General features: G+C 65.2%; 21 protein-coding genes. 10 read left to right on the forward strand and 11 right to left on the reverse strand.

The features are described 5' to 3' along the window. Positions 1-303: 303 nt before the first annotated feature. Entirely contained in the window at positions 304-1,740 is a 1,437-nt protein-coding gene (locus C8D95_RS20485) for a Glu/Leu/Phe/Val family dehydrogenase (protein WP_109761066.1), read from the reverse strand. 302 nt (positions 1,741-2,042) lie between these two features. On the opposite strand from C8D95_RS20485, the gene C8D95_RS20490 reads away from it, so the two are divergent. From C8D95_RS20490 to C8D95_RS20500, 3 genes are read left to right on the forward strand one after another with little or no spacing between them, the layout of a single operon-like run. After that, positions 2,043-3,764: a TadE/TadG family type IV pilus assembly protein gene (locus C8D95_RS20490; RefSeq protein ID WP_109761067.1), complete on the forward strand. Its 1,722-nt coding sequence runs from the start codon at positions 2,043-2,045 to the stop codon at positions 3,762-3,764. A 22-nt stretch (positions 3,765-3,786) separates the two neighbouring features. After that, positions 3,787-4,545 (forward strand): TadE/TadG family type IV pilus assembly protein, encoded by a 759-nt coding sequence (locus C8D95_RS20495; protein ID WP_109761068.1) that lies wholly within the window; start codon positions 3,787-3,789, stop codon positions 4,543-4,545. Beyond that, positions 4,545-5,108: a TadE/TadG family type IV pilus assembly protein gene (locus C8D95_RS20500; protein WP_109761069.1), complete on the forward strand. Its 564-nt coding sequence runs from the start codon at positions 4,545-4,547 to the stop codon at positions 5,106-5,108. The genes C8D95_RS20495 and C8D95_RS20500 overlap by 1 nt, the downstream gene beginning before the upstream one ends. A 37-nt stretch (positions 5,109-5,145) precedes the next feature. On the opposite strand, the gene C8D95_RS20505 is transcribed toward C8D95_RS20500, so the two are convergent. Then, positions 5,146-5,634: a hypothetical protein gene (locus C8D95_RS20505; protein ID WP_109761070.1), complete on the reverse strand. Its 489-nt coding sequence runs from the start codon at positions 5,632-5,634 to the stop codon at positions 5,146-5,148. Continuing rightward, positions 5,631-6,221 (reverse strand): TetR/AcrR family transcriptional regulator, encoded by a 591-nt coding sequence (locus C8D95_RS20510; protein WP_109761071.1) that lies wholly within the window; start codon positions 6,219-6,221, stop codon positions 5,631-5,633. The genes C8D95_RS20505 and C8D95_RS20510 overlap by 4 nt, the downstream gene beginning before the upstream one ends. A gap of 115 nt (positions 6,222-6,336) precedes the next feature. Here C8D95_RS20510 and C8D95_RS20515 point away from each other — a divergent pair, with 115 nt between their 5' ends. Beyond that, on the forward strand, positions 6,337-6,615 hold the full coding sequence (locus C8D95_RS20515; RefSeq protein WP_109761072.1) for a hypothetical protein: 279 nt from the start codon (positions 6,337-6,339) through the stop codon (positions 6,613-6,615). Positions 6,616-6,686: 71 nt separating this feature from the next. Next, a complete protein-coding gene (locus C8D95_RS20520) occupies positions 6,687-7,970 on the forward strand; it encodes a homoserine dehydrogenase (protein ID WP_109761073.1) in 1,284 nt (427 codons plus the stop codon). Between the two features lie 94 nt (positions 7,971-8,064). Here the strand turns inward: C8D95_RS20520 and C8D95_RS22650 are convergent, their stop codons facing one another. From C8D95_RS22650 to C8D95_RS20535, 3 genes are all read right to left on the reverse strand, one after another. Next, positions 8,065-9,414, reverse strand: a complete 1,350-nt coding sequence (locus C8D95_RS22650) for a hypothetical protein (protein WP_241239820.1) — start codon at positions 9,412-9,414, stop codon at positions 8,065-8,067. Positions 9,415-9,491: 77 nt separating this feature from the next. Next, on the reverse strand, positions 9,492-10,844 hold the full coding sequence (locus C8D95_RS20530; protein WP_109761139.1) for a TolC family outer membrane protein: 1,353 nt from the start codon (positions 10,842-10,844) through the stop codon (positions 9,492-9,494). A 14-nt stretch (positions 10,845-10,858) separates the two neighbouring features. Beyond that, positions 10,859-11,512: a protein-L-isoaspartate O-methyltransferase family protein gene (locus tag C8D95_RS20535; protein ID WP_109761074.1), complete on the reverse strand. Its 654-nt coding sequence runs from the start codon at positions 11,510-11,512 to the stop codon at positions 10,859-10,861. Between the two features lie 308 nt (positions 11,513-11,820). Between C8D95_RS20535 and C8D95_RS20540 the strand changes: the two genes are divergently transcribed. Next, positions 11,821-12,483: a sugar transferase gene (locus tag C8D95_RS20540; RefSeq protein ID WP_109761075.1), complete on the forward strand. Its 663-nt coding sequence runs from the start codon at positions 11,821-11,823 to the stop codon at positions 12,481-12,483. Between the two features lie 38 nt (positions 12,484-12,521). On the opposite strand, the gene C8D95_RS20545 is transcribed toward C8D95_RS20540, so the two are convergent. From C8D95_RS20545 to C8D95_RS20555, 3 genes are all read right to left on the reverse strand, one after another. Then, the gene (locus tag C8D95_RS20545; RefSeq protein WP_164721595.1) at positions 12,522-13,292 is read right to left on the reverse strand and encodes a metallophosphoesterase; all 771 of its coding nucleotides are present in this window, start codon (positions 13,290-13,292) and stop codon (positions 12,522-12,524) included. A 1-nt stretch (position 13,293) separates the two neighbouring features. After that, the gene (locus C8D95_RS20550; protein WP_109761077.1) at positions 13,294-14,613 is read right to left on the reverse strand and encodes an O-antigen ligase family protein; all 1,320 of its coding nucleotides are present in this window, start codon (positions 14,611-14,613) and stop codon (positions 13,294-13,296) included. Between the two features lie 61 nt (positions 14,614-14,674). Beyond that, on the reverse strand, positions 14,675-16,951 hold the full coding sequence (locus tag C8D95_RS20555) for a GumC family protein (RefSeq protein WP_126918518.1): 2,277 nt from the start codon (positions 16,949-16,951) through the stop codon (positions 14,675-14,677). A 275-nt stretch (positions 16,952-17,226) separates the two neighbouring features. Between C8D95_RS20555 and C8D95_RS20560 the strand changes: the two genes are divergently transcribed. After that, a complete protein-coding gene (locus C8D95_RS20560) occupies positions 17,227-17,631 on the forward strand; it encodes a hypothetical protein (RefSeq protein WP_109761079.1) in 405 nt (134 codons plus the stop codon). On the opposite strand, the gene C8D95_RS20565 is transcribed toward C8D95_RS20560, so the two are convergent. Next, positions 17,618-18,253, reverse strand: a complete 636-nt coding sequence (locus C8D95_RS20565) for a hypothetical protein (RefSeq protein ID WP_126918517.1) — start codon at positions 18,251-18,253, stop codon at positions 17,618-17,620. The two genes, C8D95_RS20560 and C8D95_RS20565, sit on opposite strands and share 14 nt — an antisense overlap. A 254-nt stretch (positions 18,254-18,507) precedes the next feature. Here C8D95_RS20565 and C8D95_RS20570 point away from each other — a divergent pair, with 254 nt between their 5' ends. After that, on the forward strand, positions 18,508-19,587 hold the full coding sequence (locus C8D95_RS20570; protein ID WP_164721594.1) for a polysaccharide biosynthesis/export family protein: 1,080 nt from the start codon (positions 18,508-18,510) through the stop codon (positions 19,585-19,587). Positions 19,588-19,610: 23 nt separating this feature from the next. Here the strand turns inward: C8D95_RS20570 and nusG are convergent, their stop codons facing one another. Then, positions 19,611-20,111, reverse strand: a complete 501-nt coding sequence (nusG, locus tag C8D95_RS20575; RefSeq protein ID WP_241239819.1) for a transcription termination/antitermination protein NusG — start codon at positions 20,109-20,111, stop codon at positions 19,611-19,613. A 206-nt stretch (positions 20,112-20,317) separates the two neighbouring features. Here nusG and C8D95_RS20580 point away from each other — a divergent pair, with 206 nt between their 5' ends. Both C8D95_RS20580 and C8D95_RS20585 read left to right on the forward strand, forming a co-directional pair. Beyond that, on the forward strand, positions 20,318-21,061 hold the full coding sequence (locus tag C8D95_RS20580) for a metallophosphoesterase (RefSeq protein WP_164721593.1): 744 nt from the start codon (positions 20,318-20,320) through the stop codon (positions 21,059-21,061). Between the two features lie 152 nt (positions 21,062-21,213). Beyond that, positions 21,214-21,576 carry a MarR family EPS-associated transcriptional regulator gene (locus C8D95_RS20585; RefSeq protein WP_109761084.1) on the forward strand — a complete coding sequence of 121 codons (363 nt, stop codon included), beginning with the start codon at positions 21,214-21,216 and terminating at the stop codon, positions 21,574-21,576. Positions 21,577-21,893: the final 317 nt, after the last annotated feature.

Genomic DNA, 21,893 nt, shown 5'->3' on the forward strand with positions numbered 1-21,893 from the left:
TGTCCGTTGAACATCAGAGAGACGTCGACGAGGAGCGCGAAGAAGACGCCGTAGATCGGGACCCAGAGGACCCCTTCGACCGTGACTGCGCCCGTTTCCTTAAGAAGGAGGTATCGAAGCCGACGTCCCAGTGGAGCGATCGCGCGCATTGGCAGTCTCCCGGGATCGCAAGATCCCTTTTTCATCCCAGAGACATGCTTAGATCTGGATTGTGTCCGAAATCCGGTCGGGGCGCGGTGGAGGAGCGGCCATTAACCAGATTTTTACAGCAGATTAAGCGCTTTTCGCGTGTTGCGCGCCTGCTCAGAGCCCCTTGGCGCGGTAGCTGGCGGCAACGCGCGCGATGGAGACGAGGTAGGCGGCCGTACGCAGGTCGCTTACGTCGTCGCGCTCGTGCCAGACCTGCCGCATCGCCTGGTAGGCGCCCCGCATGGTGTCATCGAGACCGGACCGCACGAGTTCGAGTTCTCCCGCGCCCTTGAGATAGCGTTCCTTGAAGCCGGGGGACAGGGTCCAGCCGAGGCCCTTGTCGGCCGAGAGCCTCTCGAGTTCGTCGACGATGAGCCTGTGCCAGGATTCCTCCTGCCGCCTCTGCATACGGCCGAAACGGATGTGGCTGAGGTTCTTGACCCACTCGAAGTAGGACACCGTCACGCCACCCGCGTTGGCGTACATGTCGGGGATGATGACCGTCCCGCGCTTGCGCAGGACGTCGTCGGCCCCCGCCGTGACGGGACCGTTTGCCGCCTCGATGATGAGGGGAGCGCGGATCCGTTCGGCGTTCGACAGGTTGATGACCCCTTCCATTGCGGCGGGGATGAGGATGTCGCAGTCGTTTTCGAGGACCGAGGCCCCGTTTTCGACGAAGGTGGCGTCGGGATAGCCGCGCACGCCACCGTGGTTGACGATCCAGCTGCGCAGCGAGGGGATGTCGAGACCGGCCTCGCGCACCACCGCGCCGTCATGCTCGATGACGCCGACGATCTTCGCGCCGTCTTCCTGCGACAGGAAGAGGGCCGCGTGATAACCGACGTTGCCGAGGCCCTGCACCACGACGCGCTTGCCGTCGAGACTGCCGGTCAAACCGGCCTCGGCCATGTCTTCGGGGTGGCGGAAGAATTCCTGGAGCGCGTACTGGACGCCCCGCCCCGTCGCCTCGACCCGGCCCTGGATGCCGCCGGCGTGGATCGGCTTGCCGGTGACGCAGGCGTTGGCGTTGATGTCAGTGGTGTTCATCCGGCGGTACTGGTCGGCGATCCAGGCCATCTCGCGCTCGCCCGTGCCCATGTCGGGGGCCGGGACGTTCTGCGAAGGGTTGATGAGGTCGCGCTTGGCGAGTTCGTAGGCGAAGCGGCGCGTGATACGTTCCAGCTCGTCCTCTTCCCAGGCGCGGGGGTCGATGCAGAGCCCGCCCTTCGAGCCGCCGAACGGCGCCTCGACCAGGGCGCACTTGTAGGTCATCAGCGCCGCCAGCGCCTCGACCTCGTCCTGGTTCACGCTGAGGGCATAGCGGATGCCGCCCTTCACGGGCTCCATATGTTCGGAATGGACAGAGCGGTAACCGGTGAAGGTGGTGATGCGGCCGCGCAGCTTGACGCCGAAGCGCACGACGTAGGTCGAGTTGCAGACCCTGATCTTTTCCTCGAGCCCCGGCGGCAGATCCATGAGCGCTGCCGCGCGATTGAACATGAGATCGACGCTGTCGCGGAAACCGGGTTCGCGTCCTGACGATCCGTCCATCGCTCACCTCCCTGGCCGATGATGGTGCGCCGGCATCATTGCATTGCCGGGGGTTACCGTTTGCCTAACAAAAACCATGAAGCACCGTTTCAGTGATCGCAACCGACGCGATTGTCCCGGCGTCGGCACCAAAGCCTGCAATATGGCGTGGATTGGTCCCACCATGCCTTTGTTTACGCTCGCTAAATCCGGATGGCTGCCACAGTTGCGCCACAATTCTCGTCTAGAAAAGTTTTATCGATATCTGTGCGAAACGTCCGGTTGTTCGGACAGGATGTCGTGGGTAATGAGTGTGAGGTCCCATGAGGACGACAGTAAACGGTTCGCATCGCGTCGTCCGTGACGCGTGGCTCGAGGCTAAGGCTTACCGCGACTCCGAGAGCGGTTCCCTTACCATCTTCAGCATCTTCCTCTTCGTCCTGATCCTGTTCATCACGGGCATGGCCGTGGACATCATGCGCTACGAATCCGAGCGCGCGTCGATCCAGAACACGATCGACACGGCGATCATCGCGGCGTCGAGCCTCAGCCAGACGGCCACCACGGACGCCGAGATCGAGGCGCTGGTGAAGGACTACGTCAGCAAGGCCGGCTACGATCCCGACATGGTCGATGTGACCCCCGTGATCGAGTTTCCGACGGGCGGATCGGTGGCCGTAGGCCGCTCGGTCTCGGCCAACGTCGACTTCCGGCTCGACACGATCTTCATGAACATGATGGGCATCGATCACCTCGAGGGCCGCACGAGGGGCACGGCCCGCGAGGGTCAGCAACTGATCGAGATCGCTCTCGTCCTCGATATGTCCGGGTCGATGGGCGACAACGGCAAGATGGACAACCTCAAGGTCGCCGCGAAAGACTTCGTGACGACCGTGCTGACCGCCAGCGGCCCCGACCGCGTGTCGATCTCGATCGTGCCCTACAACCAGCAGGTCTACATGGACGATGATCTGATGGCCCGGCTGGCGTTCGATGACGTGACCGTCACCACGGCACCGGCCTATGGCCTCGGGATGACGTCCTACCAGACGAACGACGCCACCTCGCGCTGTGCGAGGTTCAGCGACGCGGACTTCGCGACGCGCCGCCTGGCCGTCGGAAACGTCGACACGACGGCGGTCTTCAAGTCGGGCGGCAACAGCAACACGAAGCCGGCCGAAAGCGCCTACTGGTGCGGGAACGCCCGTCCCAAGATGTTCCTCTACCAGAACGACGAGACGCAACTGCACAACTTCATCGATAGCCTGTCGGCGGGCGGCTATACCGCGATCGACTACGGCATGAACTGGGGCGTGGGTGTCCTGGATCCGTCCTTCCAGCCGATCATCACGTCGATGGTCGACTCGGGCCTTCTTGTCGAAACGATGCGCGGTCACCCCGTCGCCTACGAGAACGACGTGTCGGCGGCCGACGACAAGGACGTGAGGAAGTACGTCGTCCTGATGACGGACGGCCAGAACACCGAGCATTTCGACCTGGCCGAGCCATTCAAGTCAGGCCCCTCGCCCGTGTGGTACTCGGAAACGCTTGCGAACGGCACGAAGGCCGACGGCTTCCTCGTCGCGCGGTCCAATGGTCCGGCGTCGTCCCGGTTCTACCGCCCGCGCGCGACCTGGACCACGAACGACGACCAGTTCCTTGCCGAGTCTGCACTTCCGGCGGACGCCGAACAGTGGGACTATCACAAGCTGTATCGGGAGTACGCCGTACGGGACGTGGCGCGGATGTTCTTCCAGAATTCCGGCGACAACGCGGCGTACAACGCCCACTGGAACGCCGTCATCGACGTGGGCAGCTATGGCGCGGCCGACACGCGGGTGCGGTCGATCTGCTCGGCCGCCGCGGCGAACGAGGAGATCGAGATCTTCACGGTCGCCTTCGAGGCGCCGACCAACGCTGCGAACCTGCTGCGGGACTGCGTCTCGCCGAAGACGGGCAATTTCTTCGACGTGAACGGGAGGCAGATCAGCGACGCGTTCGGCGCGATCGCGGCGCAGATTTCTCAGCTCAGACTGACTCAGTGACTTAAAACGGTGGTGGTGTGTGATGTGTAAATGGTTCAAAGATTTCAGGAAAAGGCAGGACGGTAGCGCGACGGTCGAGTTCGTCGTCCTGTTCCCCGCCTTCATCTTCCTGTTCCTGACCGGGTTCGAATCCGGCTACTACATGGTCCGCAACGTGATGCTCGAGCGCGCGGTCGACGTTGCTGTCCGCGACGTGCGGCTCGGCAACGGCAAGGTGCCAGGCTACGAGCATCTGAAGGCCAGGATCTGCAATCAGGCCGGCATCATTCCCGACTGCATGAACGCGCTTCAGATCGAGATGCAGCCGATCCCGATCGAGCCCGGCAGCACTGCTGCCGTTCGCGGTCCGGCGAAATGCGTCGACCGCTTTTCGACCGAGAATCCGCTGACCGGCACGACCTACGAAGTGGGCGACCAGAACAGCATGATGATGGTGCGCGTCTGCGCCCTTGCGCAGCCGCTGTTCCCCTCGACGGGCATCGGCGTGGGAATGCGGGTCGACGCCGAGGGCAACTATGCGCTCGTCGCGACATCGGCCTTCGTCAACGAGCCGGGCAACCGTTCGCTGGCACCCGACCCGTTCAACCCGCCTGTGGCGAACAATGGCCAAGGCTGCGACTCGGGCATCGGAACGGGCAGCGAAGGCTGCGATCCCGGACAGTCCGGCGACCACAATGCGGCCGGCGACGACGTCGGCGAAGCGGCCGCGAACCTGGGCGGGGGCTCGCTCCTGAGACCCGGCTACACTCAGTCGGGCAGCGACACCGGAGATCAGAACTGATGGCACGCTTCCTCCCCCGGCGCTTCCGCCACGACGAGACCGGCAGTCTGTCCATCGAGGCCGTCTTCGCCCTTCCGCTTCTGGTCTGGGCGATCATCGCGACCTTCGTCTTCTGGGACGCCTTCAAGACGTTGAACGTCAGCCAGAAAGCCACCTACACAGTCGCCGACATGCTGTCGCGCGAGACCGACCCCATCGACGACGACTACATCGCCGCGATGCACGAGATGTTCGACTTCCTCGCCGGATCGGCGGGGCAGAACGCGATCCGCGTGTCCGTCGTCACCAAGATCACCGATCCGGTGACCGGCATCGAGCAGGTCGCGCTGGTCTGGTCCGAGGGCGCCGACATTCCCGCCTATACGGACCTCACCATGATCGAGACGCGCCTGCCAGAAATGGCCGTGGGCGAGCAGTTGATCGTCGTGGAAAGCGAGCAGGAGTGGCAGCCGGCGTTCGCCGTGGGTCTTGCCGCCTACCGCTTCCGCGAAGTGGCGCTGGCACGGCCCCGCTTCTCGCCGCAGCTCGTCTTTGACGACGGGCTGAGCGGCGCGGCGAGCTAGGTAGGGACGCACCAGCGCGGCGCGTTCTAGCGTCTATTCAACGCTCTGGAAGAACACCTTCAACCAGCGCCGAAAGAAGCTCGGCCATCGCCCGCGCCTGTCCGCCGCCCACGACACCGCCGATGCCGAGGGATCGGCCGCGGACCCACCAGAGGCCCGGCGCCCAGCCCCAGGGCTGAGGCGTCTTCAGCCGCACGAGGAAGCCGTTCGAGGGTTTGAAGGCAAGGACGCCGCTTTCGACGCGGTAGATGTCGTCGACCGGCGCCAGCATCCGCCCGCTGGACGTCGAAAGCCCCGCGCGTGTCAGGACGAGGCTGTCTTGCGTCGCGCGCCTCAGGGCGTCGGCAAACCAGACCGCGACGAGCCCCAAGGCGAGGAACAGAAGCCGCCACAGGCCGCCGAGGTCGTCGACGGCGAGCGTGAACATCAGCACGCCCAGCGCCGCGAGACACAGCACGCCCAGCCAGCGCCGCATCGGGGAGGCCGAAATCGAGATCAGGACGCCATCGCGCTCACCTGCCGTCACGCCGTCACCATCCGCTGTGTCATGGTCCAGTAGACCCTTTCGATGTCGTCCCGCGCAAGCCGTCCCCCGTCCCGATACCATGTCAGCACGCCGTTCAGCTTGGCGATGAGGGCAAGCGCCGTGACGCGCACGTCCGGCAGATCGAAGTCGCCCGAAGCCTGTCCGTCGGAGAGGATCGTCTCGAGTTCGGCCTCGTAGGCGCGGCGCAGGTCACGGATGGCGCCGTGGTTGTCTCCGGTGAGGCTGCGGAATTCCATGTAGGCGAGAAAGACGTGGTCGTTGCGGTCGAAGTGATAGCGGATGTGGAAGCGGACGAATGTCTCGAGCCTCTCGAACGGCGCGCCCCCGTCCACGCGCACCTCGCGCCATGCAGCCAGCAGCGATTGCATGTGATCGTGCATCAGATCGAACAGCAGCGACTGCTTGTCGGGCGTGTAGAGATAAAGCGCACCGGCCCGGACGCCGACTTCGGCCGCGATTTCGCGCATCGAGACGGCAGCGAAACCCGAGCGCGCGAAGAGGCGCAGCGCCGCATCGCGTATCGCGGGACCCGTGATTTCCGCGTGAGAGCCAGCCTTGCGCGCCATTCCTCCGTTCTATCTGAACGCTTGTTCAGTTCAAACGCAAAGTTCCGCTGCTTGACCCTGGAAGTGCATGGCAGCGGACTGGCCAAGCGCCCTGCCCGCCCGTAATGTCCGGGACATGACGCGCACGGTCCTTCTTGCCTTCCTGACGCTCTGCTCCTGCGGCCCCTGGCCCGATACCAGTAGCGCGCCTCTCGCCCGTCAGAACCAGCCCTGGCCGCAACTTCTGCCTCTCGACCCGATCCTCGACCCCGCCGGTCCAGCGTTCACGGGAGATGCCGAGGCGCAGGCGCTGTCGGCGCGGGCCGCGGCCTTGCGGACGCGGGCGGCTGTCCTGCGCCGTCCAGTGGAGGACGAGGCTGCGATGGAGGCCCTGCGCGCGCGCCTTTCGGGATGATCCTCTCGGACGTTGCCCCGCACGGGCCGACCGGCTAACACGCGCGGAACCAGTCACACGGAGCGCGCCACATGACCCAGCCCCTTCGCCTCGGCATCGCCGGTCTTGGTACGGTCGGCGTGGGTGTCGTGCGCATCGTTCAGAGACATGCCGACCTGCTGGCCGCGCGGACGGGTCGAGAGATCGTCATTTCCGCCATCTCGGCGCGGTCGCAGCGCGACAGGGGCGTGAGGCTCTCGTCCTATGCCTGGGAGAACGATCCCGTGGCGCTTGCCGTTCGCGACGACGTCGATGTCTTCGTCGAGCTCATGGGCGGGTCGGAGGGACCGGCGAAGTCGGCAATCGAGGCCGCCATCGCGTCCGGCAAGGATGTGGTGACCGCGAACAAGGCTCTTCTGGCGCTGCATGGGCAGTCGCTGGCGACAGCGGCCGAGGCGAAGGGCGTCACGATCCGCTACGAGGCGGCGGTCGCGGGCGGCATCCCTGTCATCAAGGCGCTGACAGAGGGCCTGGTCGGCAACGAGATCACGCGCGTCATGGGCGTGATGAACGGCACCTGCAACTACATCCTCACGCGGATGCAGGACGCTGGCCTCGACTACCAGACCGTCTTCGCGGAATGCGAGAAGCTGGGCTATCTGGAGGCCGATCCCACGCTCGACGTGGGCGGTATCGATGCGGGGCACAAGCTTGCGATCCTCGTCTCCCTCGCCTTCGGCACGCAGATCGACTTCGAGGCGCTGACCATCGAGGGGATCGAGCGGATCAGCGTCGAGGACATCGAGCAGGCCGCCGACATGGGCTATCGCGTCAAGCTTCTGGGCGTGGCGCAGAAGACGGGTCGCGGGATCGACGCGCGGATGACACCGTGCCTCGTGCCGGATACCTCGCCTCTCGGCCAGTTGCCGGGGGCCACGAACATGGTGGTTCTCGAAGGCGACAGCGTCGGCAAGATCGTCCTGCGCGGAGCGGGCGCGGGCGAAGGACCCACAGCCAGCGCCGTGATGTCGGATATCTGCGATCTGGCGAGGGGCGTCCGGCTTCCGGTCTTCGGCATTCCCGCGGCGAAACTCGCCCCGGCCGCGAAGGGCGTCTCCGCCCCTCCGGCGGCCTGGTACCTGCGCATGAAGCTGGTCGACAAACCGGGTGCGCTGGCCAAGATCGCGGCCGTCCTCGGTGACGCAGGGATTTCGATCGACAGGATGCGCCAGTACGGGCACGACGAGCAGGATGCACCTGTGCTTATCGTCACCCACAAGGCGTCGCGCGATGCGCTGGACCTGGCGATTGCGGCAATGGCGGGGACGGGAGTGCTGTCGTCCGACCCCGTGGCGATCCGGATCGAGGATGTCTAGGGACTGCGAGGTCGGCTGACCCTCACGGCGCTCCCGCCGCGATGTGTTTCGCCTGGTGACGCGAGGTGCGTCGGGATGAGACGGCGTTGAGGTCTCAGGTCAGGTCTCGGGCGTTCAGCGCGCGCAGGATTTCGCGCCGAACGAGCTTTCGGACGTTGCGCGTGATGCGTTCCCCGAGTTCGCCTTGAAGCTCTTCGCGGATCAGGCGTCCGACCATCAGCCGCATCGCGTCCTCGTTCGGCAGCACCGCCAAGGCCGCACCCGCGACGTCGAGCGGCGACGGGGAGACGGTTTCGATGGCCCCGTCTTCGGGAGCGACAGCGTCCTCGACCGGAACGGCGGCGCGCGTTGTCGTGGCGGCGAGCGCCGGTTCGATGGCGGCGTCGAAGGGTGGAGCGGTCCGGACTTCCTCGCCGCGCGTGACGTCAGGCCCCGCCGCGTCGGCGCGGCTTTCGTATTCGTCGTCGACGGGTTCGTCCGGCTCTCGACCGGATTCCTCGTCCTGATCCTTGTGGACGAAGATAACCGACGGCTCGGGAGCCTCGGCCTCGGCAATCAGCGCATCGATCTCCGGGTCGTCGTCCTGCGTGTCGGCGATCCGGTCGGCGTCGTTGTCATCCCGCTCGTCACGAGAGAACCGGGAGAATGCGGAGGGTTCGTCATCGAAATCTTCAGCCGACATATCGACCGGGACGCCGCTGGTCTCATCGGTGGTCTCAGGCGCTTCGACCAGCCTGTCCTCGGCGACGAGGCTTCGGACCGACTCGCGCACGGCGCGCGACAGGGCGTCGTCGAAGTCGTCGCCGTCGCGCGCCAGGGTCGTGGGCATCACCGGGGCTGAAGCGCGCGTCGGGTCGCCGGACCAGCGCGCGGCCAGTCGCGTGGCGACGTCGTCGGGGTCGGTGAAGCGACGCACCTCGGCGGTGTGCGGGGCCGGCTGCACGTCCTCGGCCATCGGCGCCTCTTCGTCATCGACGGCAGCTTGATCGTTCGCATTGGTGTCGCTCTTGCGCCGGAAGGCCGGGGTTTCGGTTCCGATCTCCTCGTCGTCCGCAGCCGGTCCGGTTTCGATCAGCGCGATCTGGCTGAGGCGCAAAGAACTGCGGCGGCGGGACGTGTCGGGGGTTTCCGATGGCGGGCGGGTGTAGACGATGCGGTCGGGCCGGTGTTGCGACTGATCCTCGGACCCGTCGGGCTCGAATTCGTCGTTGCGGAAGCTGACGGCGGCCTCGAGCTCGGCAATCCGCTCTTCGAGCGATTTGCGCGCGGTGGCCGACGTCGCGCCGCGGGGAGCGGTCACGATGCGTTGCGCGGCCGTCAGCACAAGAGCCCCCGGCCCTTCGGGCAACGCGGGGCGCGGCGTGCGGGGAAGCTCGCCCGAGACGAGTCGCCTGACGGACGACAGAACGTCTTCGACCTTGGGATCCGTCGCGTTTCCAGACATTGAGATCGTTCCTGCTGCCTCTTGAAGGCTCAGCCTAACGCCAGACCCCGCGGCAGACAACCACCGCGGGCCCTGACTCAGTTGCGACCAATGGATCTCAGGACCCGGTCCAGTCGCTGCCCCTGGGGGCTTATGTGGAGTGGCGCGTCCTTGACGGCGTTATAGTAGGCGGCCGGATCGTAGATCGGGACGTTGAGGCCCAGCCGCTCGGCCGTGAGCCGTCCCATCGCGTCGAGAACCTGGTAGATCGCGAGATACCGGTCGACCTCGGCCGCGACGCGGCTGGTGAGGGCGTCGAGCACCTCCTGCTCCTGGTCGAGGACCTCGAGCGTCGTCCGCGCGCCAAGCTGAAGCTCTTCGCGCACGCCTTCGAGGGCGAGCTGCGCGGCGCGCACCTGGCGGTCGGAGGCATCGATGGATGCAATGGCGACGGCGAGGTTGGCGTAGGCGTTGCCGACCTGCTGGTCGACAAGAAGACCGGTGGTGTAGAGCTGCGCCCGCACCTGGTCGCGGCGCGCCAACGACTGGCGCTTCAGCGACGACAGTGCGCCACCCTGATATATCGGCCCCGAGAGCTCGACCCCGAGGGACGTGCTGTCGTCACCTTCGTCGTCGATCCCGAACCGGCCCGAGACCTCGATGTTGGGAAGCCGGTTGCGCGAGGCGCGTTCGACGGCGATATCCGCCGCCTTGACCTGGTGCCGGACCTGGATGACCTGAGGGTTTTCCTGACGTGCGATCGCGCGCGCGGCCTCTTCGCTCGCCGGAATGGCGGGCGGCGTGGGCGGAGGCGCAAGATTGTCGGGATATTGGCCGACGACGGCGCGATACTGCTCGCGCGCCTGTGCGAGGCCGCCCTGCTCGGCCGCGAGACCGGACCGGGCCGCGGCAAGACGAGCCTCGGCGAGCGAGACGTCGGTGCGCGTCACCTCGCCCACATCGAAGCGGTCGCGGGTTGCGCGAAGCTGTTCGGTCAGGAGGCGGACGTTGTTCTGGCGCAGGTCGACGAAAGCCTCGGACCGGCGCACGGCAAGATAGGCGGTGACGGTGTTCAGCAGAACCGTGTTTTCGACATCGACGAGAACCGCGCGGGTGGCGAGTACGGTTTCCTTCGCCACGTCGACCCCGAGTTCCGAGCGACCGAAATCGTAGAGCAGCATTCCCGCTGTCAGCGAGATCGTTGCGTTGACGTCACTGCCGGTCGAAGGATCGGCGTAGTTCACTCCGGCGGCGTAGTTCAAGACCGGCCGAAGGGTCGCAACGGCCTGGGCCACATCCTCGTCCGCGGCACGCAGGACGGCGCGGTTCTGGTCTATCAGCCCGCTGTCGCGATAGGCGTCGATGAGTGCGTCCGTCAGCGTTTCCGCCGTTGTCGGCAGCGCCGCCAGCGACAGGACCATGGCGGCGATGGATGTGCGGAGTTTGTTCATGTTCATTCGCCGTCTCACAGAACGAAGGCGCGGCGCGCCTCGAAGCCGGGCAGTACCGGCGCGCCCGCGTTGAAGGCGTATCGCCAGTTCACGCGGCCATCGATGCGGTACCCGACACGGACGACACCGAGCGCACCCTCGGCGAAGATTGCGACAAGACGACCGCCCTCCTTCAGTTGATCGACGAGGCTGTCGGGCATGTGCTCCACCGCGCCCTCGAGCAGGATCACATCGTAGGGACCGTGCTTCGCGGCGCCTTCGGCCAGCGGGCCCTCGACCACGGCGACGTTATCGGCGCCGGCGGAGGAGAGCGCGCGCTCGGCTTCCGCCGCAAGGGCCTTGTCCTCTTCGAGGGCGATCACGGCCTCGGCCAGGCGCGCCGCGAGCGCGGAGGAGTAGCCAAGCCCCGCCCCCACGTCGAGAACGATCTCGTCCGACTGGATGTCAGCGGCGTCGAGCATCTTGGCCAGCGTCCGCGGATCGAGAACGACCCGGCCTCGACCGAGGTCGACATGCTCGCCGGCGTAGGCCGCTTCGCGCCGTTCGAGGGGCACGAAATCCTCGCGCGGGACAGACAGCATGGCCTCGATGATTGGAAACCGGGTGACATCCGAAGGCCTGACCTGCGTGTCGACCATCGTGGTGCGGCGGCGGGCGAAATCGGTCATTCGCTAAACTCTTCCGTTCAGTAACCCCGCGCCCGTTGAACCACGTTTGAGGTGACCGCGCAATGGAGCCGAAGCCACACCGGCACGGTTGTCGGCCCGATGGCCACGATGCATCGCGAACCTGAACTGCCCCATCATTGCGCCCCGTGCGCAAGCATTAATCATCGAATCGCGAGGCGTCGGCGGAAAACGGGGAACGGGCTGAGAAAGTTCGCTGTCAAGACTGGCTCCCCTCAAAAATCGGTGTTAACGAATCCTTAATAAGGGTTGATCAGTCGATAATTTCCTTACCGTCAGGGCTGCCGGCAATGTATTTCCGCGATTTCCGCAAGAACCCTATCCTGGCGGTTGCCTCCGAGCGGCGGCGGAATACGGCGTTCGAGCGTTTCTTCAACAAGCGCTTATTTGATTTGATTCTCTGCCCCATTGGATTGCTTCTGACCGGCTTTGTCGGATTGCTTCTCATGATCCTCAACCCTGCCTTCAATCCGGGCCCCTTGCTTTACTCGCAGCAACGCATGGGGCTTAATGGCGACCGCTTCACGATGCTGAAGTTCCGCACCATGCTGCCGCCCGAGGTCGTGGCGAATGCGCGACCGGCGACGGCACCGCTCGAGATCGAGAGAATCACGCCGCTCGGACGGATCCTGCGACGCTTCCGACTGGATGAGTTGCCGAATTTCGTGAATGTCTGGCGGGGCGAAATGAGCGTCGTCGGCCCACGCCCCGACGCGTGGGAACATGCCGACCTGTTCTGGAAGACAGTGCCGCGTTACAGCGAGCGCTTTCGCGTTCGTCCAGGCATCACCGGGCTGGCGCAGGTCCAGGGCGGATATGCCGACTGCGCGAACGCCGTCCGTCGGAAGGCGCGGCTCGACAGTCACTACGTCAACCGGGCCTGCTTCGCGCTGGAGGTGTTCATCATCTGGCGCACCGTCGTGATCTTCTTCAGCGGGTTCGGCGCCAAGTAGTCTGCGGTCGACGTCTTCGCAGTCCGGCACCTCCGACTTCAGCGACCCGCCCGCATGACATGTTCGTCGTCATCGAAGCGGATGGCGGTCAGTATTCCCGAGTAATAAGCCCCTGTATCGAGGCAGATGCGTCCGGGACGGCTCACGATTTCGGGGTCGTCGTAGTGGCCATGGACGACGAGTTTGCCCGGAAGGGGTTCGTCGCGCAGGGCATCGGGATGGCCCCAGAGCAACGCGCGCGTGGTTTGCGCGTCGAGGTCTCGGGCCGGATTCACTCCGGCATGGCAGAAGACGACGTCTCCCGACGTGGCGATCAGGGGCAAGGCGCTGACAAAGGGAAGCAGGGGCGAAACAGCCTCACGAAAGTCATCCCTGATCCGGCTGAGATCGTCTTGCGTCAGGGGGCGCACCGGAACCTGCACGCCGAAGCTTGCCAGCGTCTGCGAGCCACCCATCTTCATCCACGCCTCGCCATGCGTCGGATCCTCGAGGAAGTCGACCATCGCCGCCTCGTGATTTCCCATCAGGCAGTCGCATGAGAACAACTCGCAAGACAGGTCGCGAAGGCATTCGAGAACATGGCGCGAACTGTCGCCTCGGTCGATATAGTCGCCGAGGAGGACAACGCGTGCGGTACGACCGTCGTCGTGGAGCACCATGTCCTCGCGGATGTCGTCGAGCAGGGCGTTCAGAAGATCGACCCGTCCGTGGACGTCGCCGACGGCATAGACCCTTTCGCGTTCGGCGACACGAGGGCGGACGGCTGCGGTGTGTCGGGACGGCCGCGTGAAAAACGGGAGCCCGCGCATGTCAGGCTGCCACCTCGGATGAATTCCTCTGGCGCGGGAATGCCTGAGCCCAGCCCAATCCGAGGATAAAGGCGAAGAGCGCCGCAGAGGCCGGCATCTGAAGGCTGAAATCGAAGGCTGAATGGAACCCGCCGGCAATTGCGGCCGCAAAGGCGAAGCGGGTGTAAAGGCGATTTCGGCTTCGGACGAAGGTTCCGCGCAGGATGACCAGAACGATGATGGCGAGGCAGCCATAGAAAAGTGCGGCCGCCGGCAATCCCAATTCGAATGCATTCTCGAGATAGCTGGAATGGGCGAGATCGACTTCAGCCATCGAGATGTCGGGCGTTACATAGATCCGGAATGCGTCCTGGAACGCGCCGAGCCCATGCCCAAGGAGCGGCCTGTCGAGGATGCCGTCGATCACGAGGGGGTAGATCAGGAAGCGTGCCTCTTCCGTGGTGTCGACGAAGATTCGGGTCAGGACCCCGCTCGAGAGCGCCATGAACGAGAAGGCGATGAGCGCTGCGGAGAAAGCCAGCGCGAGCGACGTCGAGCCTTGCGACGTGCGGCGTCCGGACAGGAAATAGGCCGCAAGGCCCAGTCCCGCCGCCGCGGCCCCTGCCCGGCTCTGGCTGAGGAGAATCGCCCCGAGGCAGAGAAGGACACCGGTCGCGTAGAGCCAGTTCGATTCGAAGAAGTCCTCGAGGAAGTCGCGAAGTTGGCGGTGGGGATCCTTCGACCGATCGGGCGATACGCGCAGGTAGAGCGCGAGGTTCGCGAGAAGTCCGAAGACCGCGTAGGTCGCGAAATTGTTGCGGTTGATGAAACTGGCGGTGACGTTGGTCGTGGCGCGTTCGCCAAGGATCGGGTTCTGGGAAATCGCGACCGTCACGATGCCGTAGGCCGACAGGAGGCTGATCCCCACGGCGATCCAGATCAGGCTCTGCTCGGCATCGTCCGACTTCACGGCGTGGCGCGCGGCGATCCAGAAGACCATCGCGTAGGCCGAGAGCCGCATGGCGTGGTGCAGCCCTGCGATGGGATCGGCCGATATTCGGCCGATGACCTCGGGCACGAGACGCCAGACGGGATGGGCCCAACCCACTGGCGGCGCCCAGAGCGACTGGACAAGAGCCCAGGCGATCACCAGCGCAAAGACGAGGCCCAGGGGAAGCGCCTGTCGGGAATAGCGGTCTATCCCCGAGCGGAAGTCGAAAAGGACACGCAGGATGAAAAGCAGGATCACGCCCAGGCTGAGAAGCGTCCACCACATCGGGCGGTTGGACGCCAGGGGCAGGACGCTGACCAGCACGAAGACGAGCGTCACACGCCCGATCATCCCCTCACTCCAGCCGGGGTCATGACGTCATGCGCCCGCACGCCGGCGCACGACGCGTGTCTCAGGAGACATAGTAATCCTTGTAGCGCCCGCGATAGTACGAATAGCCGTCATAGGAATAGCGGGCCGCCCTCGCCTCGTTCAGCATGGTGAAGCTGACGCCGATGAGGGGCGCTCCGACGGACTGAAGCTCCTTGATGCCTTCCTGCACCGCGCCGCGAGGGGTCGAATCCCAGCGGACGACGTAGACCACCGCATCGACGAGCCGCGACAGGATCTTGGCGTCCGCCACGACCAGGGACGGCGGCGTGTCGAAGATGACGAGGTCGTAGCGCGCCTTCAGTTCGGCCACGATCTCGTGGAACTTGCGGGACGACAGGATGTCGGCTGCGTTGATGTTCGAGCGCGGCTCGGAGGGGACCGTCATCAGCACGTCGAGGCCGGTTTCCTCGTCGTGGTAGATCGCGTCGTCCATCGTCGCGGTGCCATCGAGGACAGAGAGAAGGCCTTGCTCCCTGCCCTCGTCCGGCAGAAGGCGCGCGAGCGATGGCAGGCGAAGGTCGCAGTCGATGATGACGGCGGACTTGCCCATCTGGCGGCTGGTCATGGCGACGAGCATCGAGGTCGTCGACTTACCCTCGCGTGGGACGGACGAGGTGAACATGACGGTGCGAGGAGGCTCGTCGACCTTCGAGAAGAGGATACTTGTTCGCAGCGACCGGACGGCCTCGGCAAGGGCGGACTTGGGCGAAGTTCTGAATTGGGTGACGACATCGCGCCTGTGCAGTCGCCGTCCTGCCGAGGGAAGCGCGCCCAGATAGGGCAGTCCGGTGAGCTGCTCGAGCTGATCGGGGGCGCGGAAGGTGTTGTTCAGAAGGTCGATCAGGAAGATCAGGCCGACGCCCGCCATTGCCCCGAGGATGAGCGACAGAAGCTGGGTCCGGCGGGCGCGGGCCGCATCGGGTCCGAGGGGCACCTCGGCGGGCGACAGGATACGCGCATCGGCGGTCTGGAGCGCCTCCTGCTCAGTGGTTTCCTTGAGCCGCCCCAGGAAGTTCTCGTAGACCGCCCGGCTGGCCTCGGCCTCGCGCTCGAGCTGGCGAATGCGGATGGTGTCCTGCGACTGCCCTCTCGCGAGTATCTCGAGCTCGTCGAGTTCAGCTTCGAGGCTGGCGACCCGGTCGGTCTGCACGGCGACCTCGATGCGCGCACCTTCGACGATGCGCTCGGCTTCTCGCTGGAGGTTCTCGCGCACGTCTGACAGCTGCTGCGCCAGCCGGACGCGCGCGGGGTGATCCTCGTCGACGGTGTCGCCCAGCGCCGTCTGCTGGGACATGAGCGTGTCCTCGCTGGCGCGGTAAGTCTGGATCAGCGGCGACGCCCGGAATTCATTGATCGCGCCGAAGTCGCGGCCGGCGTCGACGGCATCACGCAAACGGCCATAGGTCGCCTGGGCTAGCGACAGGTCGTTTCGTGCGATGGACAGCCCCGCGTTCTGGGCCTCGATCTGGGCTTGCGTGATCTCGAGGCTCTGGCCGGCGTCCGCGGCGAGCTCGGCGCGCGCGGCCTCGACGGCTTCTTCGGCGTCCTGGACGCGCTGTCGCAATTCCTCGACCCTGTTGCTGAGCCAGGTCGTCGCTTCACGGGTCGCCTCGAGCTTCGCTTCGAGCTGGTCGGTGATGTACTGCTGCGCGAAGGTGTTGGCGACGCGGGCGGCCAGGTTGCGGTCGCCGGCGGTGTAGCCAATCTCGATCACCTTGGTGTCCCAGATGGGCGACAGCTTCAGGCTGTTCCGGATCTGGCTGATGATCTGGAGCCGCAGCAGCGCGGCCGCCTCGGCGGCGTCGGGCGGTGCGGGAGGCGGCGACATGAGGCCCACGTCGCGCAGGACTTCCTTGACGCCGTCTGGCATCGAAAAGATGCCGCGGATGCGGGTCCCGAGCGTTTCCCTCGGTGGCCTGAGACTTGAGTTGAAGGCAGGGTTTTCGAGAAGGTTCAATTCGCCGATCACGCGCTCGATCAGCGTCGTGGACTGGAGAATCTCGACCTGATTCTCGAGCGTGTCATCGATGCGGACGACCGACTGTCCCACGTCGACGACGTTGGCCTGGTCGATGTCGAACATGACCTTGGTGCGGGCGGTATAGGTGGCCTCGTACTGCGAGGTCAGGAAGAACCCGATGAGCCCTGCGAAAAGCGTCGAGATGATGATGATCCAGCGACCGCGCCACAGCTTGCTGATGATGGCGCGCAGGTCGATCTCGTCGTCGCTGTCATCCTCGACCGGCGCGTCGCCGACACGCATCGTCCGGAATTTCAGCGTGCTTTCCTGCCTCATGTCCAATACCTGCTCCTAGCCGAGTAAGCACCGCCTCAAACGGGCACAGAAAGCTTTTGGCTGCTTCACTTCTTGGCAAAACACTAATCGCGAATTGGCACCGAGAGCAACCTCCGGACTTGAGCGTCAAGGCTGGTGAACCGAGATGTCACAGCACCTGGCGGTTTGTTGCGGGGTCAGCCAATTTTCCCGATACCTCATTGCCATAGCATGCTACTGACTGGCTTGATCCACGGAGTGGTCTATGTCACATTGCAGACAGCAAGGGATATCCGATGTTTAAGACCTTTTCCCACCGCTTTCTGCTTTTGGCCGCACTCGCCTCGGCGATGCCTGCCCATGCGCAGTCGACGACCGCACTTCGGTGCGACCTGCTGGACAACCCGATTTCGGCGCGCCAGTGCATGTTGTCGCAGCAAATCCAGGCAACGCGCATCCAGGGCGATCTCGTCAAGGGGTCGGCCTATCCGGTCGTGCAGGAGGATGACCTGACGGAAGAAGAACGTCTTGCCGTTCTCCGCGCCCGACAGCAGATGGCCGAGATGACTTCGGACCGCGTCGTCCTGGCCCCCGCCGGCAGCGGCAGTGCAGGGTATGTGATTCCCCTCCTCCTGCTGCTTCTCCTTCTCGGACTTGCAGGCGGCGGCGGGTCGTCGGGCGAGCCTGTCAGTCCGTCGTAATCTCGGCGGCGAGGCTTCGCAGGCCGTCGCTGTCCTTCAGGATGACGTCCAGATGACGCGGCTCAAAGCGCCGCATCACCGCCAGATCCCGTTTCACCTTTTCTTCGACCTCGCCCCGGTCGTCGGGTAGCGTTCCGAGGTCCAGAAGAAGTTCGTAGAGGTTGAGGCGCACCGGCGCGAGCTGCGCACTCGCGGGGGCCAGGGCCCACGACACATTGAGATCAGACAACGCCGCGGCGTCGTCCGCCTGCATCGCGTCCGCCCAGGCGAGATAGGCCCAGGTGTAGGCGTTGCCGGGCGCGAGTGCCGCGCTTTCCGCAAGGGCTTCGCGCGCCCGGCGGGCCCGCGCAATCGCCGTGTCGACAGAGGCCAGTTCATCGCGCTCTTCCGTCGCCGACGACGCCACGAGGTCGCCCTGCAGAAGCCCGAACCCGACCTGGAAGAGATAGTCCGACCGATTGTAGACCGCTTCGACCACGGGGACGCGCCAGTCGCCGAAAAGTCCCTCGACCCGGGCGTCGCTGTCGAAAGCCGGCATCGACGAGACGACGAAGTATGCCGACGTCACGCCGGCGGAAAGCAGCGCCAGTTGGGGCAGGAAGGCTGCAAGTCGCAAGATCATGTGGCGGCGCCTTTGAAACGGTCCGGGGCTGGTCCGGCCAATTCACCACGGCCACGGCTCCAGGGGCAACACCCTTTGTGTCTCGACGCACACAGGCGGGACCCGCGTGCCCAAGGCGGCTTGTCAGGCCAACATCTTGCCGCAATTATGCCTTAAAAAATAGAGGCAAGGTAATGAAAAGTCGGGCTGTTCTCTTGGCGTGTGCTTGCGCCGTCGCATCTTGCACGAATGTCGGCCCCCGAACGGGCGACATCTTGCGGTCGAGTTCCGACGTCGTGGGATCGCGCGAGTCGGTGTCCCGCGCCGATACCGGAAGCGACTTCGTCGTCGTCGAGGCGGACCGCAACGTCGCCTTCACCTGGCAGATGTACGAGAAATCGCGGGGCGGCTTCTTCGGCGATCCGGGTGCCGGCCGCGTCGCCATCCAGAGCGGGGACGTCCTGTCGATCTCCCTCGTCTCGTACAACGAGGCCGGCTACGTCGACTTCACCCGCAACGCCGTGGCGCCGGTGTCCTCCACCCCCCTGCCCCCGCAGCGCGTCACCGAGCTTGGGACCATCAACGTCCCGCCGCTTGGACGGATCGCAGCAAAGGGCAAGACGGTGCCCGCCCTCGAGGAGTTCCTGAACGAGCGCCTGAGCGAGGTGCTGGTCAAACCGTCGGTCGTGGTCGAGCTTGTCCAGCGCAACAGCGCCCTCATCTCGATCGTCGGCAGCGTGGGCGCTCCGGGCTCCTATGCCTACACCGACGGTGATGCGCGTCTGCTCGAGCTGGTGAGCCTCGCCGGTGGCGCCGCCGCTCCGATCGACGGTCTGGACGTCACGCTGTCGCGGAATGGAGAAGTCAGGACGGTCGCGCTGACCGACCTCTATACCAACCCGGCCCTCAACATCCATGTGCGGCCCGGCGACGTGATCTCGATCGAGCCGCGCAACCATTCGGTGGTGGTGCTTGGCGCTACGGGCAAGAACGAGGAGGTTCTGTTCGACACCGCCACGACGCCTCTGTCGAACGTCCTCGGCCAGATCGGCGGGCTCGAGAATCGCCGCGCCGATCCGAAGGGGGTCTTCATCTTCCGTCCGACGCCGCGGCGGTTGGCGGAGATGCTGGGGATCGACACCTCCGCCTACCCGGGCGAGGAAATCCTCGTCGTCTACCGCTTCGACCTGACCAATCCGAAGTCGTTCTTCACCCTGTCGGAATTCGAGGTGCTGGATGGAGACATCCTCTACATCGCGAACAGCCGCTACGAGGAGATCGACGCCGCCCTCGACGTCTTCAGCAATGCGGTGCTTCGGCCGATCCAGATCGGCGCCACGCTCAGCGGCGAGTGACGTGCCTGAGCCGGCGGCGGGCCTCAGACGGCCTGCCACCGGCCCCTGTCGAGGGCGACCCGGGTCGTGCGTCCCAGGAGATCGAGCAGGACCCAGACTCGTTTGTCGGCATCGATGCGTTCGACGGTGCCCACGAAGTCGGCGAAGGGGCCGGTCAGAAGCTGGATCTGGTCGCCCTTTTCCAGCTCCGGTGCTTCGGTCAATCGTCCGTCGATGTCGCACCGCCGACGCAGGGCCTCGATGACCTCGTCCGGGACCTGTGCGGGCCGGTCGGCCATGGTCACGAGCCGGTTCACCCCGAGCGTGGAATTGACGAGGCGGGGCGCCTCGGGCCGGTCGTCCGCCATCAGAAAGAGGTAGCCCGGGAACAGCGGCCGCGCGCGGGTGACGAAGTGTCCCCGCTCGGTTCGCGTGACGTCGTGGAGCGGCAGGAACGTCGTGAATCCCTGCCGGTCGAGGTTCCGGACAGCCAGGCGGTGCGCCTGCGGCTTGAACTGAACGATGAACCATGGGGGGGTGGTCACGGGAGTCGGCCTTCTTCGAAGATGCTCCGCCGAGGCTAGCAAAGTGGTCCGGAGAGGAGAACCGCTCGCGTGCGATCTCGGCCGCTCCATGCCGCCCGCGGAGATCGATACTGGACTTCCAGAGAGTGTTAACGCTAGCCTGACCACTGGCGACGAGCGGGGACGACAGTTTGGGTACGCGTCAGGCCTTCTTCCTGGACCGTGCCGTGCAGAAAGCACGGCCCCTTGTCGCGTCGAACGAGCGGATCTACGCGATCGGCGACATCCACGGCCGCCTGGACCTGCTGCTGGAACTTCTCGAGAAGATCGCGGCGGACGGGCACGAAAAGACCGACGGACGCAGGGCGCGCATCGTCTTCCTGGGCGACTACATCGACCGAGGCGAGGACCCGAAAGGTGTTCTCGACCTCCTGGCGCGGATGGCGGAGTTCCACTCGGAGAACCTGATCTTCCTGCGCGGCAACCACGAGGAGGCGCTCGACACCTTCCTCGCCGCGCCGCGTGAGGGTCGCGATTGGCTGGACTTCGGCGCGCAGCAGACTCTCGCGAGTTTCGGCGTCGCCCCGCCGCGCGGGCGCGTCGGCAGTTTCGAATTGTTCCGCATCCGCTCGGAACTCGGGTCCGCGCTCCAGCCCTACCGCGGCTTCCTCGCAGGCCTCCGGAACGGCTTTCGCTCGGGAGACGTGGTCTTCAGTCATGCCGGTCTCGATCCGTCGCGCGCCTGGGACCAGCAGCCCGCGCGTGCGCTCTTGTGGAGCCACCCGGGCGTGCTGCGGGACAACCCTGTCCCCGGTCTCCGCGTCGTCCACGGCCACTTCGACGAGGCCGCGCCCGTCTGCAAACCGGGTCGCATCTGTGTCGATACCGGCGCCTATTATTCGAACCGGCTGACGGCGGTCCGCCTCGACGACGAGGACGCCTTCCTCGTGGCGGGGTCCGGCCTGTCGTGACCTGAGGTCCGTCAGACCGTCATTTCGCACTTGCAGAATAGCCCGGGTCGTCTAGCGTGTTCAGCGATGAACGCTGTCGTCTCGATAGCCGTCCTCCTGATGTCTCCCCGGGCCGCGGCCGCGAGCTTCGGTGCGGTAGCCGTGTGACGGCGATGGACGATGATCTTCACGGCGGCTCGCGGATGCGCGACGACGCGAGGTTCCGCATCCTGCGCCTCATCTCCGACCGCCCCGAGATGTCGCAGCGCGAACTTGCCGAGGCCTTGGGGCTAAGTCTCGGCGGCGTGAACTTCTGCATGAAGGGCCTCGTCGAGCGCGGCATGGTCAAGGTGCGCAACTTCCGCAAGAGCGGCAACAAGCTTGCCTATGCCTATTTCCTGACGCCGCAGGGCGCGTCGGAGAAGGCGGCGCTGACGCGCGCCTTCCTCGAGCGGCGGATGGCGGAGTACCAGGCGCTGAAGGCGGAGATCGAGGCGCTGGAGGCGGAGGTCGGGACGGCGGATGCGGGGCGGTAGCTTGCGTTATCGGGCGTTTGGGACGGAAACAATAATCTTGAAGATTGAATTTCGGGAATCCGTCAGGGGGGTGCCGAATTCGGGATTCTCGAAATTATTTCCTCGTTATTACAACGCGTTACCGCCGTTTCCAAAATTGGTACAATCTTGGGAAACTCTCGTTTGAGGCCCCAGTTTGCTCGGAAAGGTACCATGGCTCTGCGACCTGCGACTGAAGCGACGACGGGTGAAATCCCGGGTACCGTTCGACGAACTGAGACGGGATCGGGCGCCAGAGCCCAGTTAAGCAATCTGCATATGGTACCCTTTCTGAGGAA

It is taken from the genome of Silicimonas algicola (assembly GCF_003148765.1).
GTDB lineage: Bacteria > Pseudomonadota > Alphaproteobacteria > Rhodobacterales > Rhodobacteraceae > Silicimonas > Silicimonas algicola.

What these genes read in the sequence shown, in the direction of transcription:
- C8D95_RS20485 (WP_109761066.1), bottom strand. Translation starts at nt 1,740, where the DNA reads ATGGACGGATCGTCAGGACGCGAACCCGGTTTCCGCGACAGCGTCGAT.
- C8D95_RS20490 (WP_109761067.1), top strand. Translation starts at nt 2,043, where the DNA reads ATGAGGACGACAGTAAACGGTTCGCATCGCGTCGTCCGTGACGCGTGG.
- C8D95_RS20495 (WP_109761068.1), top strand. Translation starts at nt 3,787, where the DNA reads ATGTGTAAATGGTTCAAAGATTTCAGGAAAAGGCAGGACGGTAGCGCG.
- C8D95_RS20500 (WP_109761069.1), top strand. Translation starts at nt 4,545, where the DNA reads ATGGCACGCTTCCTCCCCCGGCGCTTCCGCCACGACGAGACCGGCAGT.
- C8D95_RS20510 (WP_109761071.1), bottom strand. Translation starts at nt 6,221, where the DNA reads ATGGCGCGCAAGGCTGGCTCTCACGCGGAAATCACGGGTCCCGCGATA.
- C8D95_RS20515 (WP_109761072.1), top strand. Translation starts at nt 6,337, where the DNA reads ATGACGCGCACGGTCCTTCTTGCCTTCCTGACGCTCTGCTCCTGCGGC.
- C8D95_RS20520 (WP_109761073.1), top strand. Translation starts at nt 6,687, where the DNA reads ATGACCCAGCCCCTTCGCCTCGGCATCGCCGGTCTTGGTACGGTCGGC.
- C8D95_RS22650 (WP_241239820.1), bottom strand. Translation starts at nt 9,414, where the DNA reads ATGTCTGGAAACGCGACGGATCCCAAGGTCGAAGACGTTCTGTCGTCC.
- C8D95_RS20530 (WP_109761139.1), bottom strand. Translation starts at nt 10,844, where the DNA reads ATGAACAAACTCCGCACATCCATCGCCGCCATGGTCCTGTCGCTGGCG.
- C8D95_RS20535 (WP_109761074.1), bottom strand. Translation starts at nt 11,512, where the DNA reads ATGACCGATTTCGCCCGCCGCCGCACCACGATGGTCGACACGCAGGTC.
- C8D95_RS20540 (WP_109761075.1), top strand. Translation starts at nt 11,821, where the DNA reads ATGTATTTCCGCGATTTCCGCAAGAACCCTATCCTGGCGGTTGCCTCC.
- C8D95_RS20545 (WP_164721595.1), bottom strand. Translation starts at nt 13,292, where the DNA reads ATGCGCGGGCTCCCGTTTTTCACGCGGCCGTCCCGACACACCGCAGCC.
- C8D95_RS20550 (WP_109761077.1), bottom strand. Translation starts at nt 14,613, where the DNA reads ATGATCGGGCGTGTGACGCTCGTCTTCGTGCTGGTCAGCGTCCTGCCC.
- C8D95_RS20555 (WP_126918518.1), bottom strand. Translation starts at nt 16,951, where the DNA reads ATGAGGCAGGAAAGCACGCTGAAATTCCGGACGATGCGTGTCGGCGAC.
- C8D95_RS20560 (WP_109761079.1), top strand. Translation starts at nt 17,227, where the DNA reads ATGTTTAAGACCTTTTCCCACCGCTTTCTGCTTTTGGCCGCACTCGCC.
- C8D95_RS20565 (WP_126918517.1), bottom strand. Translation starts at nt 18,253, where the DNA reads ATGATCTTGCGACTTGCAGCCTTCCTGCCCCAACTGGCGCTGCTTTCC.
- C8D95_RS20585 (WP_109761084.1), top strand. Translation starts at nt 21,214, where the DNA reads ATGGACGATGATCTTCACGGCGGCTCGCGGATGCGCGACGACGCGAGG.